The 24736-nt window shown below is 35.7% G+C and carries 18 protein-coding genes; 3 read left to right on the forward strand and 15 right to left on the reverse strand.

Going from position 1 to position 24736, the window contains the following annotated elements; translation table 11 throughout:
• Window positions 1-16: 16 nt before the first annotated feature.
• The 12 genes from CLU97_RS12715 to CLU97_RS12770 form a co-directional block, all read right to left on the reverse strand.
• On the reverse strand, window positions 17-2551 hold the full coding sequence (locus tag CLU97_RS12715; RefSeq protein ID WP_121488255.1) for an RHS repeat domain-containing protein: 2535 nt from the start codon (window positions 2549-2551) through the stop codon (window positions 17-19).
• On the reverse strand, window positions 2552-3445 hold the full coding sequence (locus CLU97_RS23695) for a DUF6443 domain-containing protein (protein WP_183084565.1): 894 nt from the start codon (window positions 3443-3445) through the stop codon (window positions 2552-2554).
• 5 nt (window positions 3446-3450) lie between these two features.
• Window positions 3451-4677, reverse strand: coding sequence for a DUF5977 domain-containing protein (locus tag CLU97_RS12725; RefSeq protein WP_121488256.1), 1227 nt, complete (start codon window positions 4675-4677; stop codon window positions 3451-3453).
• Window positions 4678-4787: 110 nt separating this feature from the next.
• Window positions 4788-7229: a hypothetical protein gene (locus tag CLU97_RS12730; protein WP_147436478.1), complete on the reverse strand. Its 2442-nt coding sequence runs from the start codon at window positions 7227-7229 to the stop codon at window positions 4788-4790.
• Window positions 7230-8861 (reverse strand): T9SS type A sorting domain-containing protein, encoded by a 1632-nt coding sequence (locus tag CLU97_RS12735; RefSeq protein ID WP_121488258.1) that lies wholly within the window; start codon window positions 8859-8861, stop codon window positions 7230-7232. It abuts the gene before it with no gap.
• Window positions 8862-9160: 299 nt separating this feature from the next.
• Window positions 9161-9568: a hypothetical protein gene (locus tag CLU97_RS12740; protein ID WP_121488259.1), complete on the reverse strand. Its 408-nt coding sequence runs from the start codon at window positions 9566-9568 to the stop codon at window positions 9161-9163.
• A 121-nt stretch (window positions 9569-9689) separates the two neighbouring features.
• Window positions 9690-10088: a hypothetical protein gene (locus CLU97_RS12745; protein WP_121488260.1), complete on the reverse strand. Its 399-nt coding sequence runs from the start codon at window positions 10086-10088 to the stop codon at window positions 9690-9692.
• Between the two features lie 96 nt (window positions 10089-10184).
• Window positions 10185-12512, reverse strand: a complete 2328-nt coding sequence (gene bglX, locus CLU97_RS12750; RefSeq protein ID WP_121488261.1) for a beta-glucosidase BglX — start codon at window positions 12510-12512, stop codon at window positions 10185-10187.
• Window positions 12513-12592: 80 nt separating this feature from the next.
• Window positions 12593-13300, reverse strand: coding sequence for a prolyl oligopeptidase family serine peptidase (locus CLU97_RS12755; RefSeq protein WP_121488262.1), 708 nt, complete (start codon window positions 13298-13300; stop codon window positions 12593-12595).
• A 340-nt stretch (window positions 13301-13640) separates the two neighbouring features.
• Window positions 13641-15029, reverse strand: coding sequence for a glucoamylase family protein (locus CLU97_RS12760; RefSeq protein ID WP_121488263.1), 1389 nt, complete (start codon window positions 15027-15029; stop codon window positions 13641-13643).
• Between the two features lie 70 nt (window positions 15030-15099).
• Window positions 15100-16524 (reverse strand): RagB/SusD family nutrient uptake outer membrane protein, encoded by a 1425-nt coding sequence (locus CLU97_RS12765; protein ID WP_121488264.1) that lies wholly within the window; start codon window positions 16522-16524, stop codon window positions 15100-15102.
• A gap of 11 nt (window positions 16525-16535) precedes the next feature.
• The gene (locus tag CLU97_RS12770; protein WP_121488265.1) at window positions 16536-19364 is read right to left on the reverse strand and encodes a SusC/RagA family TonB-linked outer membrane protein; all 2829 of its coding nucleotides are present in this window, start codon (window positions 19362-19364) and stop codon (window positions 16536-16538) included.
• Window positions 19365-19729: 365 nt separating this feature from the next.
• Here CLU97_RS12770 and CLU97_RS12775 point away from each other — a divergent pair, with 365 nt between their 5' ends.
• Together CLU97_RS12775 and CLU97_RS12780 are read left to right on the forward strand one after the other, a co-directional pair.
• Entirely contained in the window at window positions 19730-20401 is a 672-nt protein-coding gene (locus tag CLU97_RS12775) for a DUF4197 family protein (RefSeq protein ID WP_121488266.1), read from the forward strand.
• A 40-nt stretch (window positions 20402-20441) separates the two neighbouring features.
• Complete coding sequence (locus CLU97_RS12780) at window positions 20442-20747, forward strand: DUF493 family protein (RefSeq protein WP_121488267.1); 306 nt, start codon at window positions 20442-20444, stop codon at window positions 20745-20747.
• Window positions 20748-20985: 238 nt separating this feature from the next.
• Here CLU97_RS12780 and CLU97_RS12785 read toward each other — a convergent pair whose 3' ends face one another.
• Window positions 20986-23013 carry a M43 family zinc metalloprotease gene (locus CLU97_RS12785; RefSeq protein WP_121488268.1) on the reverse strand — a complete coding sequence of 676 codons (2028 nt, stop codon included), beginning with the start codon at window positions 23011-23013 and terminating at the stop codon, window positions 20986-20988.
• A gap of 94 nt (window positions 23014-23107) precedes the next feature.
• On the opposite strand from CLU97_RS12785, the gene CLU97_RS12790 reads away from it, so the two are divergent.
• Window positions 23108-23587: a hypothetical protein gene (locus CLU97_RS12790; protein ID WP_121488269.1), complete on the forward strand. Its 480-nt coding sequence runs from the start codon at window positions 23108-23110 to the stop codon at window positions 23585-23587.
• A 93-nt stretch (window positions 23588-23680) separates the two neighbouring features.
• Here CLU97_RS12790 and CLU97_RS12795 read toward each other — a convergent pair whose 3' ends face one another.
• Window positions 23681-24031, reverse strand: a complete 351-nt coding sequence (locus tag CLU97_RS12795) for an ArsC/Spx/MgsR family protein (protein ID WP_121488270.1) — start codon at window positions 24029-24031, stop codon at window positions 23681-23683.
• 88 nt (window positions 24032-24119) lie between these two features.
• Window positions 24120-24734 carry a deoxynucleoside kinase gene (locus tag CLU97_RS12800; protein WP_089690558.1) on the reverse strand — a complete coding sequence of 205 codons (615 nt, stop codon included), beginning with the start codon at window positions 24732-24734 and terminating at the stop codon, window positions 24120-24122.
• Window positions 24735-24736: the final 2 nt, after the last annotated feature.

Consider the following 24736-nt stretch of genomic DNA (forward strand, 5'->3'; position numbering starts at 1 on the left):
TAAAAAAATTTTTTTTTTAGTCATTTGTCATATCTTTTACTTTATCCACTTTATTCTTAGTTGCTGCATTAGTAGAATTTTCAACAGTTTTATTGGTAAAGTTTTTAACCCCATTACTTAACTGCTTTGAAACCGCCTTTATATCAAGTTTTTTTGAAATATTATTTGATGTTCTCGAGCTAAATCCAGTTATTTTTTGAACAAAACTTTTAGCTTTGGCATTACTATTTAAATTAACTTTAGTAGCCAATTTCTCTATCTTTCCTAATTTTGCAGTTTTAGCTAATCCCCCAATTTTTTTAGTAATACCTCCAGCTGCAGCATCTATAAGGGTATTTTTTGCAACATTCCGAAAATTAGTTTCCATTTTAGCTCCTTTTGTTGTATTTACTTCTACAGTATTTTTTGCTATCATTACTGTTGTCTTTATTGCAGCTTTTCTTAGTGCACTACTGCCTTGTGTTAATCCCCCTTCTACAGCAGATAATGCAATTGATGAAAGAGAAATATTGTCTGTCCACTTATTTTTGACTTCAGGATCGAGATAGTTTGCTGCTACCTGCAATCCATATTCTGTAGCAGCTCCAACCAAAGCTCCAACAATACATGTAGGACATCTTCCATCAGGGTCATCAAATTTTATTGGATTGTTATATCCATAAGAGTAAGGACTAAGGTTATCAGGATTGAAAATTCCACCGCCATTACCCAAAGTAGTTTCAATTGCACTACCTACTTCATCATCATCGTCATCATCAATATTATTAGGGTCAAAAGTAAAATCTAAATCCTTTATCAGTGGGTCTGATTGCATCCAACGACCTATATCCGGCATGTATTGTCTCCAACCATAATCATACATTCCTGTTTCTTGTAGCTCCTTTCTATTGTACTTATATTTATACGCTAAATTCCCAGTCAAAACATTATACCCCTCATGCTTCAATCCAAAAGGATAATAATTACTTTCTTCAATGATCTCTGTTCCTGCTCCATTTTTAGCATAACTTAGCCTAACATTTCCAAGATGATCCGTATAATTGTATACATGCTTTCCGGTCTCAACATTAAAATACCCCTCTGCTGTTGGAAAGAATTTTAATACAGAATCTGTATACTGGAAGCCATCCAGATAGTCAGTTGTTTCTGTACCGAAAACCTTTCTTATTTTCACCCCGTCTGCTCTGTAAAGATAATCTGTTAACTTAGCATTTTGGGTAACTTTTTCAGGTAAATTTAGATAATTATATTGGATGGAGGAAATTCCTTTATCCAATTGGGGCATCATGTTTCCATTACTATCATAGGTAATTTCATTACCTCCTATAGGATAGCCAGAGGGGTTCATATAAGCATCGGCTACTTTATCAAGTCTGTTTCCCGTATAGCTGTATATCAGATTATCAACGGCAAAAGCGGTAGTGTTTCCAGAAAGTACTTCCTGGGTTCTTATCAGGTTTGTAATATTTCCATTCAGATCATAAGCAAAAAGTTCATTGTATTCTTTGCCAGAAGGATTAGTATCTTTTTGATAGAAACCTGCTGTAAGCCTGTTCAATGTATCATATACATAACCATATCTTCTCAGATTGCCATTAGAGTCTGTAGCCGTTTTCCAGTCGACTTCTGCTATGTTTCCATTGTATTTAGCCTGTACTTTTTGATTAGGATAATCGGTATTAGGAACTTCAAGACCTTCTACTTTGTTGTATTTTATTTCATATCCAAAAAGGTTTGTTCCTAAATTTTTAGGATCATTAATTTTGGTCATCCAGCCACGGATGTTATATGCATAACTGATATTCTGCAATGGACTTGAAAGTGTACCGCCTACTTTTTTAGATACTAACTGAGAAAGTTCATTGTAGCTGTTTTGAACCAGAACTTCTTCAGGATTATTATCAATTCTATGTTTATGTACCAATAATCTGTTCTGGTTATCATACTCAAAGTTTTCTGTAATCACTCTTTCCGCATCCGTATTTAAGCGTTTATGCTTGGTAATGGTTTGCTGTGGAAGGCCTGCAAAATCCAGTCTGGATTCTGTGTGGGTATATCCTCCCAAGTAATTTATAGAGTGGCTCCCAATGGCTCTCCCTTTCTGATCGTAATAGGTATAATTCTTCGTCCAGTTGTCATCCTCAATATTCTTTACAAAGCTCATGACAGGAAGTCCTTTGGTACTTCTTCCGTCTGTGGTAGGAGTTCCTGTTAAAATAGTCACTTCAGGTGTATTAGCAGGAAATGCAGGATTGAAATCATATCCTGGGTAGCTGTCATAATAGTTTAAGGTCAATAGAGTAACCCAGGTAGGAGATTTGGGATAAGTAAGGTCAGAACTGCCATAGTAGACACCCATTCCTTGTCTGTAAAAATAGGCCACATTTCCACGGTCTACGCTATTGGAACCAAAGGTATTGGCATCGGTCTGCTCTGCAACTCTTGAAAGTCCTACGTCAAGACTTGTGTTAAGCCCTGTTTTAATACCTGTATAGGCTACTCTTCCAAACTGGTCATACTTTGTGTAGAGCCATTGTCCTTTCAATCTCATTTATGAATCCTGGCTGGCCACCAGCCTATCCTGCTTATCATACACCATAGATTCCCATCCCTTTCCAGGAAGTTTCTTTTCTACCAATCTACCTCTACCATCATAACGATATTGGTAGCACAAGGTATCGAGCAGATCATCTGTAAGGGGCTTGTGAACAGCCATGGGAGGAATGACAAAAGCCAGCTGATCATATTCATTATAGACATAATACGTGTCTATATGTTCTGCATAACTTTTTATTTTTCTTACTAATAGAACCTGACCTCTTCCATTTTTAAATTCTATCGTTTCATTTCCGTCTTCATCTTTTACCGAATTTTTATAAAGCTGACCAGGAGCATAGATCGTTGCCGGTGATAAACTTATTTTACTTTTCGTTGCTCCATTTTCCCAGGTAGTGGTAGTGGTGAACTGATACACCTCATTCACACCATTAGCATCAAACTCAAATTTAACAGGTTTGGTACTCCAATCATTCCCCACCTGAATCTGCTGCTGAATTCTGTCCAAAGGTGATTTTTCCAGAATCTTCTCAGAATAGATCTTTTCTGAACCATACGTATTGGGATATACTCCCAGTGGCCCTGAGTAAATAGCCCCGTTGGAAGTCCCCATCTGCGGCACAGGCAGATATTCTTTCACCTGCTTTCCAAAACTATCGTATTCAATATGGGTAACCACATCTTTTCCCGTAGGGGATGCTAATGCATTGATGATCTGTTTTGGTCTTCCTAATCCATCAAAATACTGAACGGTTAAGGCATTCTTCGCACAATCTGCACTCAGACAGGTTTTGCTGAAGATATAGTTTTCCGTTATACTCGGTGTTATTTGTGCATGAAGTAAACCTGCTACAAAAAATGTGCTTATAGGAATAATTATTTTTTTCATAATTGTTATTTTTGGTATTCGAATCGTAAATTGATAGGATTAGATGAAGATGCATCTACAGTTCCAGATAGCAATCTTAATGTACAATTACCTGCCGTATCTATAAAAACTCGCCACTGGCGGTTAGCAGTTTCAATGTAAATAATTTCTTTATTAGATGTAGGCTTACATTCACCCCCAATTGTTCCGATATTTAACCCGTCTGCCCAATTTTGCCAAATTCCATAAGCAGAAAAAGAAACGTTAAAACTAACATTATTGTTTGTAGTTGTTGTACCATTGTATTTGTATGGAACATTGTTAGTTAGCGAAGAAAATGTAAATGGACATGAAACAATAGGATAACAAGGTCCATTTTGATTTGCTATATTTTGTCCATTCAGATTGATATCATCTAAAGCTTTTTGATTAGCTGCTAATGTACTTACTGTAGAAAAGTAGCTTCCTGCTGGTACTATATAATTGTAAGTACCTCCTATCGTTGAAGCTGTTGGACAATTTGTTCTTGTAAAAACTTTACTTTGTTCCTCATTAGGAAAATTTGTTGAGCCACTACTGGCATAATGATAATTAAATTCTTTCAGTATTTTATTATTAACATCTACAATTTTCTCTAATCTATTGGTGGTATCATACTTGTAATATTCTCTTAACCCTGACGATGGCGTAATACTAGTTACTCCAATTAACGGATCATAAGTGTATGTGGTGATTTGATAATTATTTAATATACTATTCTTTCTAAGGTTATCTTCTGCAGTCAATAGTAAATCTTCTTTAACAGGATTGTTCGCATCTTCGTTAGATAATGTAATAATATTTTGAACATGAGTGCTAATATCATCGTATTTAGCTCCCTCAATTTTAACTATTGGTAAAGAACTATTATATCCCCAAACAACTGACACCGGTAAACCCTCTTTTGTTGTATACTGAATGAGATTTCCTTTTGTATCGTATTTATCCAATGTTATTTCTGTAAAGTAAGTTGAACTACTTGAAATATCTTGTGACTTTATAGATTTTGGCAAAATAAAATTACCAGTTTGAGCATCTGGTATTGAAGTAGGATAAATAGTTTCTATTTTTGATAAAGTTTTGGTTACTCCATTGTCAGTTTTTGTTACAATAGTTTCCAATGGAATGTCAACCATGTTTTTATTCACCATCAACTGATTTCCCTTTTCTACTGCATAATTATAAGTGGTTTCATTAAATGATAAATCGGGCAAAATTGTCTTTTGAATGCTTGGCAGATATTTATTATTGTAAGTTGTAGAGCTCTTTGTTTCAACAAAACTACTGGATCCTGCAGGAAAATATTCTTTTGTAATTGTTGACTCTAATAAAGATTTATACTATAATTATGGATCAAGCCGGCAATAGGTTCATCAATACGAGCATCTCCACCATATGATACGTTGTTTCCATACATTGAAATTAAAGGTTTTGAAACAAATGAGGTTACAGGCTCTAAAATTGCTCCTGAGATAAAATAAGTATTTTGGCTATCTGGATAGTTGAATTTATATTTGTATGATAATTCTTTAATTAGTTTATTATCATTGTCAAAATAACGTTGTTTTATTATATCGCCATTTCCAATGGACAGATAACCACCTCTAGGTTTCATACTGAGACATGTTTGATTATAAACATTGGTAAAATAAGTTTCAATTTTACCTTTTCCTGTAATCTGCTCTATTACTTTTGAGTATCCTACGTGGCTACCTTGAGGAAGTGTAGATATGCCTTGAGACGGCAATCCTTCGTAAATTGATAGCTTGAACCTGTTTTTAATAGAAGAGCAGCCTGGCTCAGAAATAAATTGTGTATAGGCATCGCCTACCTCGCCCATACTCGCAACTAAATAATCATCTTTTCTATAGCATCTATTTTCAATCTCATAAAATCTTGGTAATTCAGCTAAATTTCCATTTGAAATTATTTTTGTCCCATCCTCAGAGACTTCATCATACACATAGTTTTTAAGTATTGGTATAGATCCTGCTTTTTCTGTTGACTTTATACTTTTTATTCTTACACCTCCTCCAAAGCTATAGTCACGTGTAATGTTTGTATTGGTATTATCTAATAAAGACTGTAAAGGAAAATTGGAAAATGTATTAAGTTCGTATTCAAATTCTGTTTTGCCTCCTGTAGGGTAAGAAATACCTGTTAAAATCCCAGCCAATGATGCTAACGATGATCGCCTGTCGGATAGGTAGTGCTTTCCGTCAGAAGAAAAATTAAAGTATCCCTGACTGCTATCAAATGAATCTGATCCTGAAGGTGCATATATTTCCTTATACCAATATCCTGTCTGATCATTATTAAATGACGTTATATTAAAAATAGTCTGTCCTTTTAGATATTTAGTAGGATCTGGAATAAAAGTATCTCCATTATTTTGTCCATTATAATATCCCCAGAAATCGCTTGAGAAACTTAATTTATTGGGTAGATTATGTGCTGAATTATAATCAAATGTATATTTTTCGTTGGTTAAAGATTCGGTAATTCCAAGTAATTTTAAACGATGTGTGAAAATTTTATTAGTAGCACCTGACCAACTTGACAATGGATTTGAATTCAGCCAAGTTACTAATGAGCTTGTATTAAGATTATCTGTAGCAACAAAGTAATCATAATTAAAATCATACTGTTTAATTAATTTATAATTATTATAGATTTTAATTGATGACAATTTTTTTGAATTATTAACATCTTCTCTTTGTGACCAAATAAACTCTATTCTTCCGTTAGTAAATTCTATTTTCTCTATGAAACTTTCGTCTATTGATTCTTTACTACAGTGAGTTAACCCATTTTCTTTTATTTCCGATATATTCCCAGAAAAATCAGAAGAATAAAGAATACTCGCTCTTGTATTTCTACACCCTGCTAGCCTGTCACTACGTAAAACAGGAGTATAATAGAAATTAACTTTTCTTCCTGCTAAATCTTCAATTTTCGTAAGATATTTAGATACTCCAGTAATGGCTCCATAAGTACCTAGTAAAGGAATGCTGATTTCCTCTGCTCCATCAAAGGAATAAAGTGTACCTTTTTCATCAGCTACTTTAAAGTTATTTCCAGCATTACTTGGCACATAACCGGAAGTAGGAATTAATTTAAAATCAATATTTGCTTGTTCAGCTATTGCAAATTTGGGATAGTCGGTTTTAGTTGTTTTTGACATATCCAAATAAGCTTTATAGGCTTTATTAGGTAAATTTATCTGAAATAAATCAGGTTGAAGATCCCAACCTGTGTAAGTGCCCATATTAGCATTATTAATAAAGAAATTATTAGTATAAAAAGAATTTGTAGCAGTACTATTATTCCATGAAGGTGCGAGACAACCTGATATTGATCCTACATAACCTGATGCATTTTTTGGATAAATGTTATAGTATCCATACATATTAAAATCATTTGATCCCGCTACGACTTGCGATACTCTTCCTCCTGCATTTAAATTCCAACCTAAACCGACTGAAGAAGCTTCATCATTTACCTTTATTCCTCCTGCATGATAAGAAATGGAAATTGGGACTTCAATATCTCCTTCTTTAATCGTATAAATAGGAATACTAATATCTGGAACTCCAGTATATAGCGAAACTGGAGTTTCCGAATATCTAAATAGTGCGGCTGCATTTGGTGATTGTACCGCAGTATTTCTGACCGCGTTTTGTATAATAGATTTTGAAGCAGCTTGAATTTGAGCCTGAATTACCATTGTAGATAAACAGGAAATCAATAGGATTATTTTTTTCATTTATTTCTTAATTAATTTGGCATTAGCTGTTTTACTAGTATCAGTTTTTATCGTTACCAGATAAGCTCCCTGAATGAGTGCCTGAGTATTAATCTTGGTAACTTTATTTTTGGTTTTTATACTTTGAAGCTGTCTTCCACTCATGTCATACAATAGAATATTCGCATCTTTAAAGTCAAAACCAATTTCTATGTAAGCATAATCTGAAACAGGATTTGGATAGATTTTGATGTCATATTTTTCGATTAACTGATCAACTTGTTTGTCGCCCAGCTTTACAATCTTCCAGTTTTCTTTACCCAATTCTTCCGCACTGGTTCCGGCTAAAACAATTGAACCATCTCTGTTAAGCTTTACATCAGAAAGCCTTTCTTCTTTTTGTCTGGATTCTCCTTTCACGTGCTTTCTCCACTGCTCATTTCCGTTTTGATCTAAATACAGCATCCAGAAAGTCTCATCATCGGTTTGTATTCTTCCTTCTGCCTGGGTATAGCCTCCCAGCAGAATACCTTTAGACTTCTCGCTTCCATCTTCCAGCCTCCCGCCTACAACACTCATTCCCATCAAAATATCACGGTTTTTGAAATTGTAAGACTTCTGCCATTGTTCATAACCTCTTTCATTTAAAGAAATCAGCCAAAGGTCTGTTCCTTCTTCAATGCCTACTGTTTTGTTTCCTGATCTTTCTGATCTTGACTCTCCACCAATGATAAAGCCATTTGAAGTTAAAGCCAGGGTTCTGATATGATCATCCCCTTTTCCTCCAAAGTTCTTTTCCCATTCTACTTTTCCGTTTTTGTCCAGCTTAACGATCCAATAGTCGCCTTCACCGAAGTTATCGCTTTGCTTTGAGGTTGCAGATAGTAGGTTATAGGTTGCAGTTCTTTCAGACGGAGTATTTGTATTGATCGTTGATTGCTGATTATTTGTTTTAACAGATGTACTTCTGGAATAAATTCCCAGTAATGCTCCGCCATCTCTTGTGGGAATCATTTTTTCTACCTCATCTAAGCCTTTTCCACCTAAAATTAATTGTGAAAGTTCTTTTCCGTCTTTATCCAATTTTGTGATTAAAACATCTTTGGAACCATAGCCTTTTGAAGAATTTTGAACATTTCCAGCAACAAAGAATCCTAAGTCTGTCGTTTGAATAACAGCTCTTGCTTCTTCATCGGAAGAGCTTCCCAATGTTTTCTGCCACAATTCATCCCCAAATTCATTGATTCTGATGAGCCACATATCAGATCCTCCTTTGGAATCCTCTTTTTTATCCAATCCTTTTCCCGAATACGAGGTTCCTGACAATAGAAATCCGCCATCCTGAGTGGTGACTGTTGCTGACAGATAATCATGGTTTTGTCCTGAAAAGTATTTTTCCCAGACTTCTTCTCCCTGCTGATTGAGTTTAACCAAATGGAAATCATAACCGTTATTCTGCTTATTGCCTTCTGCCTGTAGCTTATTGCTCTGAATTGAGCTGCCTGTGACCAAATATTGCTGGTCAATAGTTGTGGTAATCTGGCTTAGAAAATCCTGGGTGGAGGATTTGATGTCTCTCTGCCAAACTACTTCCTGAGCAGACATGCTCAAGACTGTGCATACAGTAAACGCACCGAGATAAAGTTTTCTCATTTCAATGTTGTTTTTTTGGAGTTATTAATCCGTTTATTTAAAATTGCGCGAATTTAACATTTATTAACACATCAGAAAATATGCTCATCCTATTTAACATAAATTCTACTATTAATAATAAATTCTTATTTATGATATATTAAATCTGTTTTGTTACGGTGTAAAATTATTTCATCGCTGCGACAGAACATGTCGTATTAAATTTTTATATAACTCAATGCAGATAATTTAAAGCTACTTTATTCATATCCATAAAAAAACCACTCTTCCGAGTGGCTTCCTATTTTTGAGAATTTGTCTTACTGATAAATTACTTCATCATTCTTTTTGATCTGGTAGCTTTTTTTGTACGGTGTTAAAACATAGCTGTCTTTCACGTGAGTTCCGCTTTTCCAGACTTTTCCTTTTCCCTGTTTGTCCAGAATAATACTTTTTGCTGCCCCATCCGGAATAAATATTTCAGCTTTTGTCATGCTTTTATTGAAAATCACTGCGGTGCCTGAAGTATAACTTTTATCTGTACTGACTTCCTTAAGTTTAATCTTCTGATTGAAAGTTTTTATACAATTATTTTTAAGCTGCGAGTAGGTATACCCTGCAGAACCAATGCAGCCATGAACATCTCTGTCACCTCCTAAAACAGGAGATTTTTGAGCAAAAATACATGTACCAAGGAGCATTGCACTGAATAAAATAGTTTTTTTCATAGTTTAAATTTTTGTTTTCTGACTGATTAAAGATATCACAAAAATGTGACATGAATTAATTTCTCTCTAAGTTACAAAAAAACCACTCTTGCGAGTGGTTTTTCTTTCATGAAACCTGATCTTACTGATAGATCACGATATTATCTTTTTTAAGCTGATATCCGTTTTTTTTGTAAGGGACCAACACATAGCCATCCTTTTTCCAGGCTTTGGCTTTACCTCCAGCTCTGGTTAGGATGATACTTCCTGAATCGGCATCTTTAACAAAAACCTCAGCTTTTTTCATGTCTTTGCTGAAGATTACTGCAGCTATTGAAGTATAACTTTCTTTAGGAGCTACTTCTGTTAACTTAATCTTTTGTTCAAAAGTTCTTACACAATCCTTTTTAATTTGGGAATAGGTATAACCTGCTGAACCAATACAACCATGTGCATCTCTGTCACCTCCAACAACATGGGTTTGCTGTGCGAATACTAATGAACCCAGGAACATTGCGCTAAGGAAAATTGTTTTTTTCATATTGATTTTTTTATATAATAATAGTTATCCAGTTATTATTAAAAATCATGCCAAATAAACCATAACACACATTTCTGTGAATAAATTTCTTTTTTATTACTTAGTCCAATTGATCTTTGAATGCTTTACATCAGCAGAGCTGGTACCAATCATAATATCAAACTCACCTGATTCCCAGTCATATTTCAAATCTCCGTTATAGAATTTAAGAGTTTCAGGGGTGATATCAAAAATAACTTTTTTAGATTCTCCTTTTTTCAAAAATACTTTCTGGAAACCTTTCAGTTCTTTTACCGGTCTTGTAATGCTGCCTACCATGTCTCTGATATATAACTGAACTACTTCTGCTCCGTCATAATTACCATTATTTGTTACTGTAACAGATGCCTGAACCGTCTGATTTCCTTTCGGATTGGCATTAGAAACCGCAATGTCAGAATATCCAAATTTTGTATAACTTAAACCAAATCCAAACGGGTATAATGGTGTATTACACTCATCCATATAGTTAGAGCGGAATCTTTGGTATTCACATTTATCTGTTAATTCCTGGCTTAGCGGGCGGCCTGTATTTTTAGCATTATAATAAATTGGAACCTGTCCAAGGCTTCTTGGGAAAGTCATCGGAAGTTTTCCTGATGGGTTTACTTTTCCGAAAAGAACGTCTGCAATAGCATTCCCTGCTTCAGAACCTGCAAACCATGCATTAAGAATAGCATCCGGCGTATCTTTTACATTTGTTAAAGCTAATGGACGGCCTGTGAAAAGAACCACAGCAATTGGTTTTCCTGTTTTCTTTAATTCATTTAAAAGATCTACCTGAGACTGAGGAATGGTAATTTCTGTTCTTGAAGAAGATTCACCACTCATTTCTGCAGATTCCCCAATAGCCAGAACAATCACATCTGCTTTATTGGCAACATCCACCGCCTCTTTTAATAATTCTTCTTTTGAACGGTTGTCTCTGTCGGTTTTCTTACCGTGAGCTGCGTAAATATCTTCTAATTTAGCATCATAATCAATATTGGCTCCTTTAGCAGAAAGGAATTTTACTTCTTTTCCATAGTTAGCCTGAAGTCCCTGCATCAGATTTACCGCTTTATCATGTTTTGCAGCAACGCTCCATGTTCCGGCCATGTTTAAAGAATTGTTTACCAATGGTCCTATCACCGCAACAGTTCCTGACTTTTTCAAAGGAAGCACCTGGCTTTCATTTTTCATTAAAACCATCGACTGAGCAGCAGCATTTCTTGCAATATTTCTGTTTTCCATGCTGAAAACTTCTTTTGCAGCAAGTTTCGCATCTCCATATTTGTATGGATCCGTAAATAATCCTAAGTCATATTTTGCTTCAAGAATTCTTTTTGCTGCAAGATCTATTTCAGCCTGTGTAACTTTTCCTTCGGATAAAGATTTTTTTAATGTGGTTAAAAATCCTTCTCCTACCATATCCATATCAACACCTGCTTTCAAAGCTAATGCAGAAACCTGCTGAAGATCTCCCATCCCATGGTCTACCATTTCGTTGATTCCTGTGTAGTCAGTTACTACAAAACCTTTAAAGTTCCATTTGTTTCTTAGAACTTCTGTCTGAAGCCATCTGTTTCCGGTTGCCGGAACGCCATCCACTTCATTGAAAGATGCCATTACAGAAGCTACCCCAGCATCAACAGCTGCTTTGTAAGGTGGGAAATATTCATTGAACATTCTCACATGGCTCATATCAACCGTATTGTAATCTCTTCCTGCTTCACCTGCTCCGTAAAGTGCAAAGTGCTTCACACAAGCCAGAATAGTATTTCCAACGGATAAATCTTTGCCTTGATACCCATAGACCATATTTTTTGCAATTTCACTTCCTAGATACGGGTCTTCACCGGAACCTTCGGAAACTCTTCCCCATCTTGGTTCGCGGGAAATGTCCACCATTGGAGAAAACGTCCAGTTAATCCCATCAGAAGATGCTTCTTTAGCAGCTACTCTGGCTGACTGCTGAACCAGGTTCATATCCCATGAAGCGGCCAACCCTAATGGAATTGGGAATGTAGTTTCATAACCATGAATAACATCCATCCCGAAAATCAAAGGAATTTTCAGACGGCTGTTTTCCACTGCTACTTTTTGAACGGCTCTGATTTTCTCCGCTCCTTTTATATTGAATAGTCCGCCTACTAAACCTTGTTCTACTTTTTTCCCGATGTCTGAACTCTTAGCCAGACCTGTGGTAAAGTCGCCGGAACTAGGTAAATTCAGCTGACCTATCTTTTCATCCAATGTCATTTTAGATAAAAGATTGTCTACAAAAGCTTTCTTTTTGGCCTGATACTGTGCTGTCTGATAAGACTGAACGGGCTTATCTACCATTTCCTGCGCCGAAAACACAGGAGCTAATGCTAAAGTGGCAATTACAATTAACTTTTTCATAAATCTATCTTCTTAAATTATTGTTTTTATATTTTTAGTTTTAATTCGATGGGATTATCTTCTGATTATTTTCTATTGTGCTATTTTCCTTTCTTTTTAGACAGCATCCATTCATAGAACTGTGGATTTGAATAGGTAGAATCCCATGAATTATGATTATCATTCGGGAAAATTACCAATTCTGCAGTCGGATTTACAGGATGTAACTTCTGATAAAAATTAAAAGCATTGGCAGGCAGTACAATATCATCCATTCCGCCTTGGAATATTTTTATATTCAAATCTTTAAATTGATCAATATTGGCGGTCATAATCTGATCAGTAGGTGCACAAACTGAAGCTACAGCGGCAAACATCTCCGGATGCTCCATAGCCAGTTTCAAAGTTCCCCATCCTCCCATAGAAAGTCCTGTAAGATAAATACGGGAAGCGTCAATTTTATATTTTTGCTGAATTTCTTTGATCAGATTATATAGGGTCACGGTATCCCACCACATCCCTTCCGGACATTGCGGAGCGAGAATAGCCACCGGTTCTTTGATCAGGTTTTTATAGGTAAATGGGCTGTGGGCTTTTACCAGATCCAGATTGGTTCCGCGTTCTCCTGAACCGTGAAGAAATACAATCAATGGAACGTTTCCTTTTGCATTCTGGGGATAATCCAGAATATAAGACATTTTTTCCTGTCTTTTAATTTCTTTATTCAGTTCTGCTTTTATTTCCTGAGCATTCATTTGTAATGAAAATGGCAGGAGTAAAAAAAGTAAATGGTTTATATTCAAATTCATTTTTAATATTTTAAGATGAATGTATAGTAATTATCTGTAATGTAACTTAAACTGATGTTACAAATAATCCAAATATTATTATAAACACTAATAAATGTATTATGAAAGGTAAAATATAGGTTTTATCATTTTTAAAAAGCTTTACCAAACATAATAGAGAAAAAATAAATGCAAGGATCATCGCTAAAGGAATAATGAGAATTCCAAACCCCGGAGTACAAGCCCCCCCTGGAAAAAAATAATCTAGAATTAGCAGAGTTAAGTAACAAAATATATAAAGTATTATGCTCTGAAATGTTATATTTCTAAAAACCTGTATCATATTCTAAACTATATTATTCTACCATCCATACTTTTTGGAATGAAAATCCAGCTTCTTCAATCCCTGCTGGATTTCCGGAGCATTCATAAACAGTTTCCAAAGGAATCCGGATCTGTAGTTTTCAATCATTGGAGCAATAGTTCCCTGATCAATAGCCAGATACCTTGGGGTAAACCAATTGTTGTAATTGATTGAAGTGGCATCATAAGGACCTGCTGACCCTATAAATTCTGGTTTTTGAGTATAAATGAATCTTAGGAAAGCCATTGATTCTTTAGGTGTATACGGGAAGCTGCTCAATGCGGCTGTAGGCGTTATAACTCCATTATCATTGCTTGGCATGTGGGCAGTGTATCCTGCGCTTCCGTCCTCATTTCTGGTATAGCCAGCTGTCAGTCCCCAATAGTTGGGTCCATACCCTTTCCATTGTTTTGGATTTTCAACACAGTATTTGTAATCGATGAGGGTTTGATTTTTATTGATATCGAAGAAATTTTTCACAAGTTTATCAGACAATCCTGTAGGATCAAGCCCGATGTATGAATATTGTGCCCAGAAAAGCGGTCCACCGTATTCTTCGGCATAATTATGTTTTACATACAGGGGTAACCCGTATTTTGTTTTGTCTGTAAGGTAGGTTCCGTTTCTCGTCCAGCCTTTATAATAGGTTTCGGCATCAATGGAATAGGTAGGTGAAGATGCTGCCAGAATATAGGTAATCAGACATTCGTTATAGCCCTCCAGAGGAAAGTTCATTTCCCATTGGTATTCCGGTGACCAGTGCCAGTAAAGGACTTTTTGCCCTCCTTTGGTGTACCAGTTCCACTGAATTCCTTTCCAAAGCTCGTCACATTTTGCTGCCAAAGCTTTTTCTTCCGGGGTTCCGTTTTTGAAGTATTCACGAACCATCAGTATTCCTGAAGTAAGGAAAGCTGTTTCTACAAGATCTCCGCCATTATCTTTTTTACCAAAAGGAACCGTTTTTCCGGTCTCTCCATTGATCCAATGGGACCATGCTCCTTTGTGGCGGTCTGCTTTTGCAAGAAAATCCATGATATGAGTAAGTCTTTTTACCGCTTCTTTTCTCGGAACAAATCCTCTTTCTACTCCTACCAGAATAGTTGCCAGCCCGAATCCTGAACCACCTGTAGTAACTACGTGCTTGTCATTATCCGGATAGACATTGTCTTCATGATAACGTTCTCTTCCCAGCATTGAGTTAGGCTCAGCATAATCCCAAAAGTATTTAAGGGCATCTTTCTGTACTCTGTCCATCAGCTGTTCATCTGTAATATTACTTTTTACCGCTTCAACTTTTCCGGCTTCCTGTTGGGCTACAGGAGTATTTTTACAGGAATATACAAAGAATAAAGAGGTGACAGCGATTGATAATATGTTCCTTTTCATGAGATCTCTTATTATAGGTTTCTAAAAGAAGAGGAGAACTTTCATTCTCCTCTAATGTTTATGATTTATTTTAATAGCCAGGGTTTTGAACGAAAAGTCCGTTACTCTGGTTCATAGCGTCCAAAGGAATTGGGAAAAGTTCATTCTTCCCTGTTTTAAATCCTTTAGGTCCTAAATAAGTAGCAGCCTGACCTGTTCTTACTAAATCCGGGAATCTATCCATTTCCATAGCCAGTTCTACCCTTCTCTCCTGCCAGATTGCAGTTCTGAGAGCACCCTGACTGGAAGCTGTAGTATTTCCAAGCTGAGCTCTGTTTCTTACTTTATTAATATTTGTAATGGCAACAGCTGTATTTCCTAATTCATTCGCCGCTTCTGCATTAATTAAGAGAATGTCAGCAAATCTTAAGATTCTTATATTCTGAATAGAACCGTAACCACATGCATTATTATTTAAAGATGATGGCACATACACCTTTTGGTTCCACATATTTCCTGCCTGAGGGTCTCCTTTCTTAATTAAATCTCCTTCAAGGGTAGTTTCTCCTTCTCTAAGAATACTTAATTCTTTTCTGATATCTCCAGGTTCAAATGCATTTTCTAATTCCTGAGTAGGTGTAAAGAAGCCCCATCCGAACTGGTTTCTTACTCCCTGAACTTCTGCATATTGGCTGCCTCCAAATTCTGCAGAACAATCACAGTTCACTTCAAAAACAGATTCTGACCCAAATTCTCCAGCTGGTCTGAACAAATGGTTGAAATCAGGATCTAATGAATACCCCATACCAATAACCTGATTAGAAGTATCATAAGCTTTTTGATAGTCTTTCATATAAAGATATACTTTTGAAAGTAATCCCAAAGCGGCACCTTTTGTTACTCTTCCACGATCTGCAGCAGAATAAGTCTGAGGTAACACCTGAGAAGCGGCAATAAGATCAGAAGCGATAAAGTTATACACTTCTGCTGTTGAATTTCTTGCTTTCAGATAATTTCCATCTGCTGGCAATCCGTCATATATAGGAACTCCACCATAGATTCTTACCAAATTGAAATAGAAATAAGCTCTCAGCATTCTGGCTTCAGCTACCAATCTGGTTCTAAGTGTAGCATCCATGTCTATCTTAGGAACATTGGTAATCACCTGGTTAGCTCTGTTTACAGCCTGCCACTGCCCGATCCAATATCCTCTTACTCCATCATCACTTACTGTAAAAGTAAAATTATCATAAGCATTAATAAACGATGCATCTCCAGGATTAGATCCTTTTTCTACATCATCACCTGTTACTCCAAATACATATTGTGCAGGGAAACCTGAGTTCTCCCAACTTCTTAAAAAGCTATAAATAGCATTTGTAGCCTGCATTGCATCATCCTGTGTTGTAAAGAAGTTTGCTACATTCGTTTGCCCTTCATCTTTAATATCTACAAAATCGTTATTACAACTTATGCTTAAAGAAAGTATGGAGAGTGTTAAAAATATTTTTTTCATAATTTTTTTAATTAAAATGTTAAGTTCATACCGAATGTATAAATAGCAGAGATTGGGTAGATATTATTATCAATTCCCATCTGTACTCTGTCTGTATTTGTAATCTCTGGTGAGAACCCATTATATTTGAAGCTTGTCCAAGGGTTTTGGGCGCTTACATATAATCTCAGCTTGGTTAGTGATAAAGATTGCGCAAGAGATTTCGGTAAGTTATAACCAACCTGAACATTTCTTAATCTGATGTAGCTACCGTCTTCTACATAGAAACTGTTGGGTAAAATAATAGACTGGTTAGAGGTAATCATTGCATTGGTATTAGAAGTACCTGCTCCATGCCATCTGTTGTTATACATATCCAAATCCCATGTTTCGTTTCCAAAACGCTGCTCACGGTTGTAGTTGTATATTTTGTTCCCAAATACGCCTTGGAAATCAACCGCGATATCAAAATCATACACATTAAAATTAACTCCAAATCCATAAGTTCCTTTAGGAATTGGACTTCCTAAGAATGTTTTATCTCTTGAGTCAATAGTTCCGTTACCATCCTGATCTGCAAATTTGAACCATCCTGCTTTTGCTCCCGGCTGTCCTGAAGCTGCCGCTTCTGCGTCTGTCTGGAAAACGCCTGCAACCTGATATCCGTAGTAAGAACCTACTGGCTGGCCGCTTTGTAATCTAACAATAGAATTTCCGAATAAACTGGCTCCTGTTTCTAAATAAGATCCACCATACACCGATGTGATTTCATTTTTAAGGGAAGTAAAGTTTCCGTATATTCCAAAAGTAACATGCTCACTCAATTTTGTATTATAATTAACAGACACTTCAAAACCTTTATTATTGAAAGAATAAGCGTTTGTTACAAAATTATTCCAGTTACTTGCACCGGAAACAGTTCCCTGGTTTACACCATAAACTACATTTTTAGAGTCTTTATTATAGTAAGCCGCATCAATTTTAAGCTTATTATTGAATAAAGCCATTTCCAACCCTACATCTTTACCGGTTGTTGTTTCCCAGCCAATATTTGGATCAATAAATTTATCAATAGTCTGTGCAGGATACCCTGTATTTCCATAGTAAGCTCCACCACCAATAATAGTTGTATTGGCTGAATATCCTCTTCCTACATTAGGATTTCCTAATTCACCATAACTTGCTCTCAGTTTTAATAAATTAAAAACATTCTGCTCACTCATAAAGTCTTCTTTAGAAATTACCCAACCTGCACTAATTGCCGGGAAGGTTTTAGATCTATCAACATTAATTTGTGAGCTGGCATCTCTACGTATAGATGCGTTGACTAAATATTTACCTTTATAATCATAGTTAATCCTTCCAAAGAAAGACTGAATTCTTTGTTGATCCTGGAAAACTCCGGAAACAACAGCATCATCCCTATCTACACCTTCTACATGAACAAGGTCTGTTCCGTTGGCAATATTTAAAGATCCATTTGTTCCGTCGTAATTAACATTCTTAGCAGCCCAGTAGTCTTGTGATAAAGAAGTTCTTGTTCTCGAAAAACCTGCAAGGATGTCAAAATTATGATTACCAAAACTCTTTTTCCAGTTAATTGTATTATCCCAAACGTAATTTCTATTTCTAAAATTTCTTGTAATTAACGAAGATGCTACCTGGCTAGAGATAGGAACATAATTAAGTGTAGGAGTATACTCATATTGGCTTGGGCTATAATTATCACTAGAGTAACTGATTCTGAATGTAAAATCTTTCAGGAATTTTAATTCTCCCCAGATATTATTAAGCAATCTCTCCTGCCTTACCTGTGAACGATATAGATCTAGTCTTGCTCTTGGGTTTGGTATAGAATATCCGTTGAAAAACTGATAATCTCCTGTAGCAGGATTCATTACAGAAAATATAGGAGGTGCATTATAGGCATTCAGCAAAGGATTCTGTGCTACATCAGTACGCATCTTGGAAAAACTGAAGTTATCTCCAATGGTAATGTTATCTGTAATTTTATAGCTAAGGTTTAATTTTGTATTAAATCTGTTAAAACCACTTCCTGAGTTAATTCCGTAACCCGCTGCAAGGTTACCTTCATCCTGAAGATATCCTACACTACCATAATAATTAAGCTTTCCTATGCTTCCGGTTGCCGAAAAATCATTAGAATTAATGATGCTTGTACGGAAAATCTCATTATACCAGTTGGTATCTGCAGGGAAATTAGCTCTTGAAATTGATCCTGTAGGGTCTCCGTTGTTATCATTAAGCAGCTTCTCATTATAAAGCTCAACATACTGATCAGAATTAACCATTTTAGGAATGTTGGTCACCTTTTTAATTCCTAGATATGAATTCACACTAAAAACAGGTTTTCCTTTTCCAGTTTTGGTCTTGATAATCACAGCACCATTGGCAGCCTGAGCTCCGAAGATAGCTAAACTTGACGGATCTTTCAGGACACTCATAGATTCAATATCCTGAGGGTTAAGGAAAGAGATATCAGTTGTTATCATACCATCTACAATAAAAACAGTATTTCCTGATAAGGAACCAACTCCTCGGATGTCTACTCGCGGAGAACCACCAGGTGTACCAGTGTTTGTAATGTTTACCCCTGCAAGCTTACCCTGTATAGAGCTTACCGGGTTAGCGTTCGGTTTATCAGCCAGATCTTTTGCAGAAACCATTCCGATACTTCCGGTAACGTTTTCTTTTTTCTGAGCCCCATATCCGATCAAAACCACTTCTTCGATCTTCTGCTCTTTAGTAGCAGTATCTTTTTTAGCAGTCTGCGCATTGACATTCATACCGAAGTACAGAACAGCAATGAGACATGAGTACTTTAAATTACTTTGTTTCATATAGTTTCAATTTTATTCAAATAAATTCAATTTTTTCTGTCTCTAAATAGTGGAGTTATTTAAAATCTCAAAAAAAGACATTAGCCAAAAATATAAAAAAAATCGAACAATGTTAAATTATCTTAAACATTTATGCATTCCCTTGTTTTATTGTATTGAAAATGACAAATATTCAAATATTATAATTTTATGCTCAAAATAATTATCAATTAACCACCATTTCACTAATGTTAAATTAACATATTTAGTCTAAAAATTCACCAAATCTGCTCCTGAATTTAATATTTTGTTAAATAGAGAATAGTAATTACCTTTGGTGCAGTTTTTGAGAAATGCTTTTACACAATTATCAAGTAAAAAGATCAATGAAAAAATATATCATTGCAGCCGCTCTTGTGATCGGGACCGGTGCCGTTATTACTACAAGTGTACAATCCTGTACAACACTGGCCACATCAGACATGGGGCTTTCTATTATTAAAAGAATCCTGCTGAATGGTATTGATAAAGGAATGGGAATTTATGGAAATAAAGAGGCTTTCCTTCAAAATAATATGGTAGACAAAGCGCTTCCGAAAGAATTAAGAGATATCAACTCTACGCTGGAAAAAATTGCTCCGTCATTAGTAGCCAAAGAAAGAGATTATATAGCACAGGCAGCAGCTTATACGATAAATACTTCAAAACCAATTTTAGAAGATGCTGTAAACAGCCTGAACGCTCAGGATGTAACGAGAATTATGCAGGGAACCACCGCTACACAGGTTCTGAAAGAAAAAACATCCCAGCAGCTTATTGCAGCCATTGCTCCTAAAGTAGATGAGAAACTGAATGAATATGGGATTGTAAAAACCATCAATACCGCATTATCAGGAAGTAATTTCCTTGGAAATCTTTTAGGAGGAAATAAAAACACCGTCAATTCAGGAGGGCTAAGCCAGCTTGCCTCTGAACAACTGGTAGCCGGATTGTTTAACATCATTGAAGATTACGAAAACAAGAACTCCAAATCCCTCCTTGGGCCATTTGGAAAATAGGAAAAATTTCGTTATATTTATATTATATTAATAATTGCAGATGGATATATTACAAGGAAATCAACACGCAAATCCTGAAGATTTTTACAAGTCTTTAAAGGATAAACTGGAGGATCATCATGATTTTCCTGAAGATTATTTATTTAAATTTATTATTCCTACAGACCAGTCAAAGCTTACTGAAATTTACAAGGTTTTTGATGGTATTAAATTTACATTGGGAAACCGCGAAAGTAAAAATGGAAAATACACTGCCTGCAACATTAACGCATTTGTTTTAGATGCCAATCAGGTTGTGAATCTTTATAAAGAAGTAGCAAAAATAGAAGGCGTTATTCTATTGTAAAAACAAAAGCCGTTTCATTATGTGATGAAGCGGTTTTTTATTGTACTGACATTCTCCCAATTTTTCTTCTCTGCATTGTAACTTTTCATCCTAATTCATATTTACAATTTATACTATCTCAATTGTATTCTTTACTTTGAATTCTTTTTCCTATTTACATTCCTTTTCAGTTTTAAAAAAAAATCCACCTCACTATAGAGGCGGATCATTTATGTTAAAAACTGATTATTCTGTATGATTACTTCTTAACAAATTTAATACTTTCTGAAGCTTTAGCATTCTGTATTGTAACGACATACACTCCTTTTACAAGATCTACTACACGAATCTGATTATCATTAATTTTCCCTTTCTTAACAATTTGTCCTACAGCATTATGAATTTCAAATTGAGATTCTCCGGAAAGTCCGGTAATGTTAAGAATATCATTAACCGGATTAGGATATATACCAAATGTATTATTCTTATTAGCCTCTGCAGTTCCTAATGATTCCCTTGTGGTAAATGTTTTAGTCTCATAAGCAAATTCATTTTCTAAATGAAATATGGTCTGTCCGGTACTTGTAGTAAGGTCTACGTATCCATTCTCCAATCCGTCACCAAAGTCATCAGACATTGTAAACGCATAACAATCCTGTGGCAAATTCCACACTTGAGTGATGAGAGCCGGAGTAGGCTGCCCTGGCTGAGTATTGCTATATCTTCCTTCTTTTACAATTTGTCCTGCACTGTTTTTCAGGTTCCATCTCGTTTCCTGACCATACTTGTCTCTCTGCATCTTAAAGGTAACAGTAGTTGTTGAAAAATACTGAGGTGCTACAGGCTTTACATAATTACCGCTTGTAGAGTTATTTGTACTTCTTTGATCTGCAGCTCCATTTACAGACGTAATAGAGAAGGAAACAGGAGAAGATGCTACAGAACCATTTACAGGGATATTAATTACTCCCGATTTGTCTTGAGTCAGGTTACCCGTCCAGTTATAAGTTTGAGCTGCTCCCCCACTTATTGAATAGGAAATAACAGCTGATGTCAAATTACTCGTACCCCTGTTGGTGATAAGCAAGCGAAGTACTCCTTCTCCACAATTAACGACTCCTATTGAACACCCTCCGTCAAACTTGATCTCAGCATCATTGGCAAACAAAGGAATAGGTGAATCTGCATTGGATGCCTTAAGCTCCATTCTTCTTGGAGAATTGTCCATCACAGCTCTTACTCTGGTTTTTTGATCACTGGTATAAATATTCATACAAGTATCGTTTGTATAATCCATATAATTCTGAACCATTTCAAAAACCGCAGGATTATCACAACTTGGGATAGAAGGATCACACACATAATTTTCCTCATGTGCTGTTGGAGTATCTGCACAATAATCAGTACCACACGTTGCATCTCCCCAGATATGTCTAAGCCCAAGAAAATGGCCTACTTCATGGGTCATTGTTCTTCCTCTGTCATAACCAGCCTGCATTAAAAATGTACCATCATTATAATCCATACTTCCAAAAGTAGCATATCCTGCCACTACCCCGTCTGTACTGGCAAGACCTCCATTCGCATCAAGGCCCTGAAGACCGGAGCTAGAAGGAAACTGAGCAAATCCCAACAAACCATTATCTGCAAAGTCTACACTCCACATATTCATATATTTTGTAGGATCCCAAATTGTCCCGGTTTTTACAACATCATTGATAAAATTTGGAAATCCATATTGTGGAGCTCCATTCGCCCAATAGTCTCTACAAAGATTCACTCTGTCGATTCCATTAGTTGGATTTCCATTAGGATCTACCTTTGCGAGTACAAACTGTATTTCAGTATCTGCACCTACAGGATTTGTATTATATCCCGGAGTGTTAATTTTTCTTCTAAAATCATTTGTCATTACTGTAATCTGAGACATCACCTGAGCATCTGTAATATTAGGAGCAATTCCTACATCCTGACCACTGTGAATAACATGCACTACAACTGGAATTGTAATTACAGTTCCATTCTGAGATTTATTAGCACTGGCCTTTTCAATCAAAGGGGCAAGCCACTTTTCAAACTGTTCTGTTGTAAGCCTCTCTGGAAATTTTCTTTTCAAATTAGCTTCATATTCAAGCGTTCCGCATTTTTCAATTCCATTAGGATCCAGCTTTTGTTCTGTAAGCCTTTTCGGAGATTTTACACCTTCTCTTATCTGTGCATTTGAAAATCCAATTCCCATAAAGAATAGGGCTGCTAAAGAAGATTTCGAAATAATAGAGTTATTCATTAATTATATTTTTGTATTTTAGCAAACATACAAAAAAAACCCATATAAAAAGATTATAACCTAACAAAACACCAAATAGCATAAAAATAATTCAATGAAACTACAATTTATAACAATTAATATTATTACAATTTTACTAATTATTGGTTGCATTAATCAAAATAAAAACAACATTAGCAGTAAAAATTCAACTGTAATTGCAAAACAAAAGAAAATAGAGAAAATAGAATTAACAGAAAGAACCCGGGGAACCAACCGGAGTGTTGCATATACACCCAACCTTATTACCGCTACATTCAATGGAGATTCAACTCAAACGGCAATGTCCCTTTCTGAATGGGAGAATATTTCCAAACAGGCAGAAGCTCTGGACCTAACCAAAATATCAAATCTTCAGTCTCCCACTACAGACAGATACAGCGACAGGGCGTTAGCTTCTACTATTATTATCACTTCCAATGGAGTCACCTATACTTCAGCTACTTTTGACTCTGGTATTCCACCAAAAGAACTGGAAGCTTTATATAATACTTTGCAAACACCAAAAGAAAAGCGAAAGAAACCTCTTAAATAGAAAATCAAAGGAAAAAAGAGAATATATGTTATATATCAAAACAAAAAAATCCGCCCTTTAAGATAAAGAGCGGATTTTTTTATGATTTAATCTTTACTTTTCAATAAAAAATTTTACATTTTCGATAGGTCTCCCCAACATGGCTACAGAGCCTTTTACCAAAATAGGTCTTTGTATCAGGGATGGATTTTCTGACAGAATTTTCAGCCATTCTTCTTCCGAATAATTTTTATCTGCATAGTTTTCCAGATACAGTTTATCCGTTTTACGGATGATATGAAAAACACTCTGATTCAGTTTTTTCAGCACCGTTTTTAGCTCAAGAATACTTAGTGGATCTTCAACAATATTAATGATCTCAAAGGTCACTCCATTTTCATCAAGATACTCTAATACAGCATTTGATTTCGAACAATTTCCGTTATGTAAAACTTTAACTACCATGATCTATTATTCAAAAAAGTTAAACTTTCTTTCAACAAATTTAAAAAGAATTACCCTGAGTCTGTCTTAATGTACTGATAAAAATATGTTAAAACAATCCGTGAAGCTCAGCCTCAATTTTTTCCAGAATAAACCCGAAATCTTCTGGCTTTTCTACAAAATCAAGATCATCCACTTCCACAATCAGAAGTTTTCCTTCTGTGTAATTGGAGATCCATTTTTCATATTTCTGATTCAGTTTTGAAAGGTATTCAATACTGATAGATGCTTCATATTCACGGCCTCTTTTGTAGATTTTTTTAACCAGATTGGGAACGTCTGATTTTAAGTAAATCAACAGATCCGGAGCCGAAACAAAAGATTTCATCAGATTAAAAACGGAAGAGTAATTATTGAAATCCCTGTCTGAAAGGAGATTCATATCATTCAGGTTTTCTGCAAAAATATGGGCGTCTTCATAAATGGTACGGTCCTGAATAATGTTTTTGCCACTTTCTCTGATTTCCTTTACCTGACGGAATCTGCTTCCCAGGAAATACACCTGCAATGCAAAGCTCCATTTGCTCATATCGGAATAAAAATCTTCCAGATAAGGGTTGTGATCTACGTCTTCAAATTGTGCATCCCATCCGTAATGCTTAGAAAGCATCGTCGTCAAAGTTGTTTTTCCTGCTCCAATGTTTCCTGTAACTGCAATATGCATAA

It is taken from the genome of Chryseobacterium sp. 7 (assembly GCF_003663845.1).
Classification (GTDB): Bacteria; Bacteroidota; Bacteroidia; order Flavobacteriales; family Weeksellaceae; genus Chryseobacterium.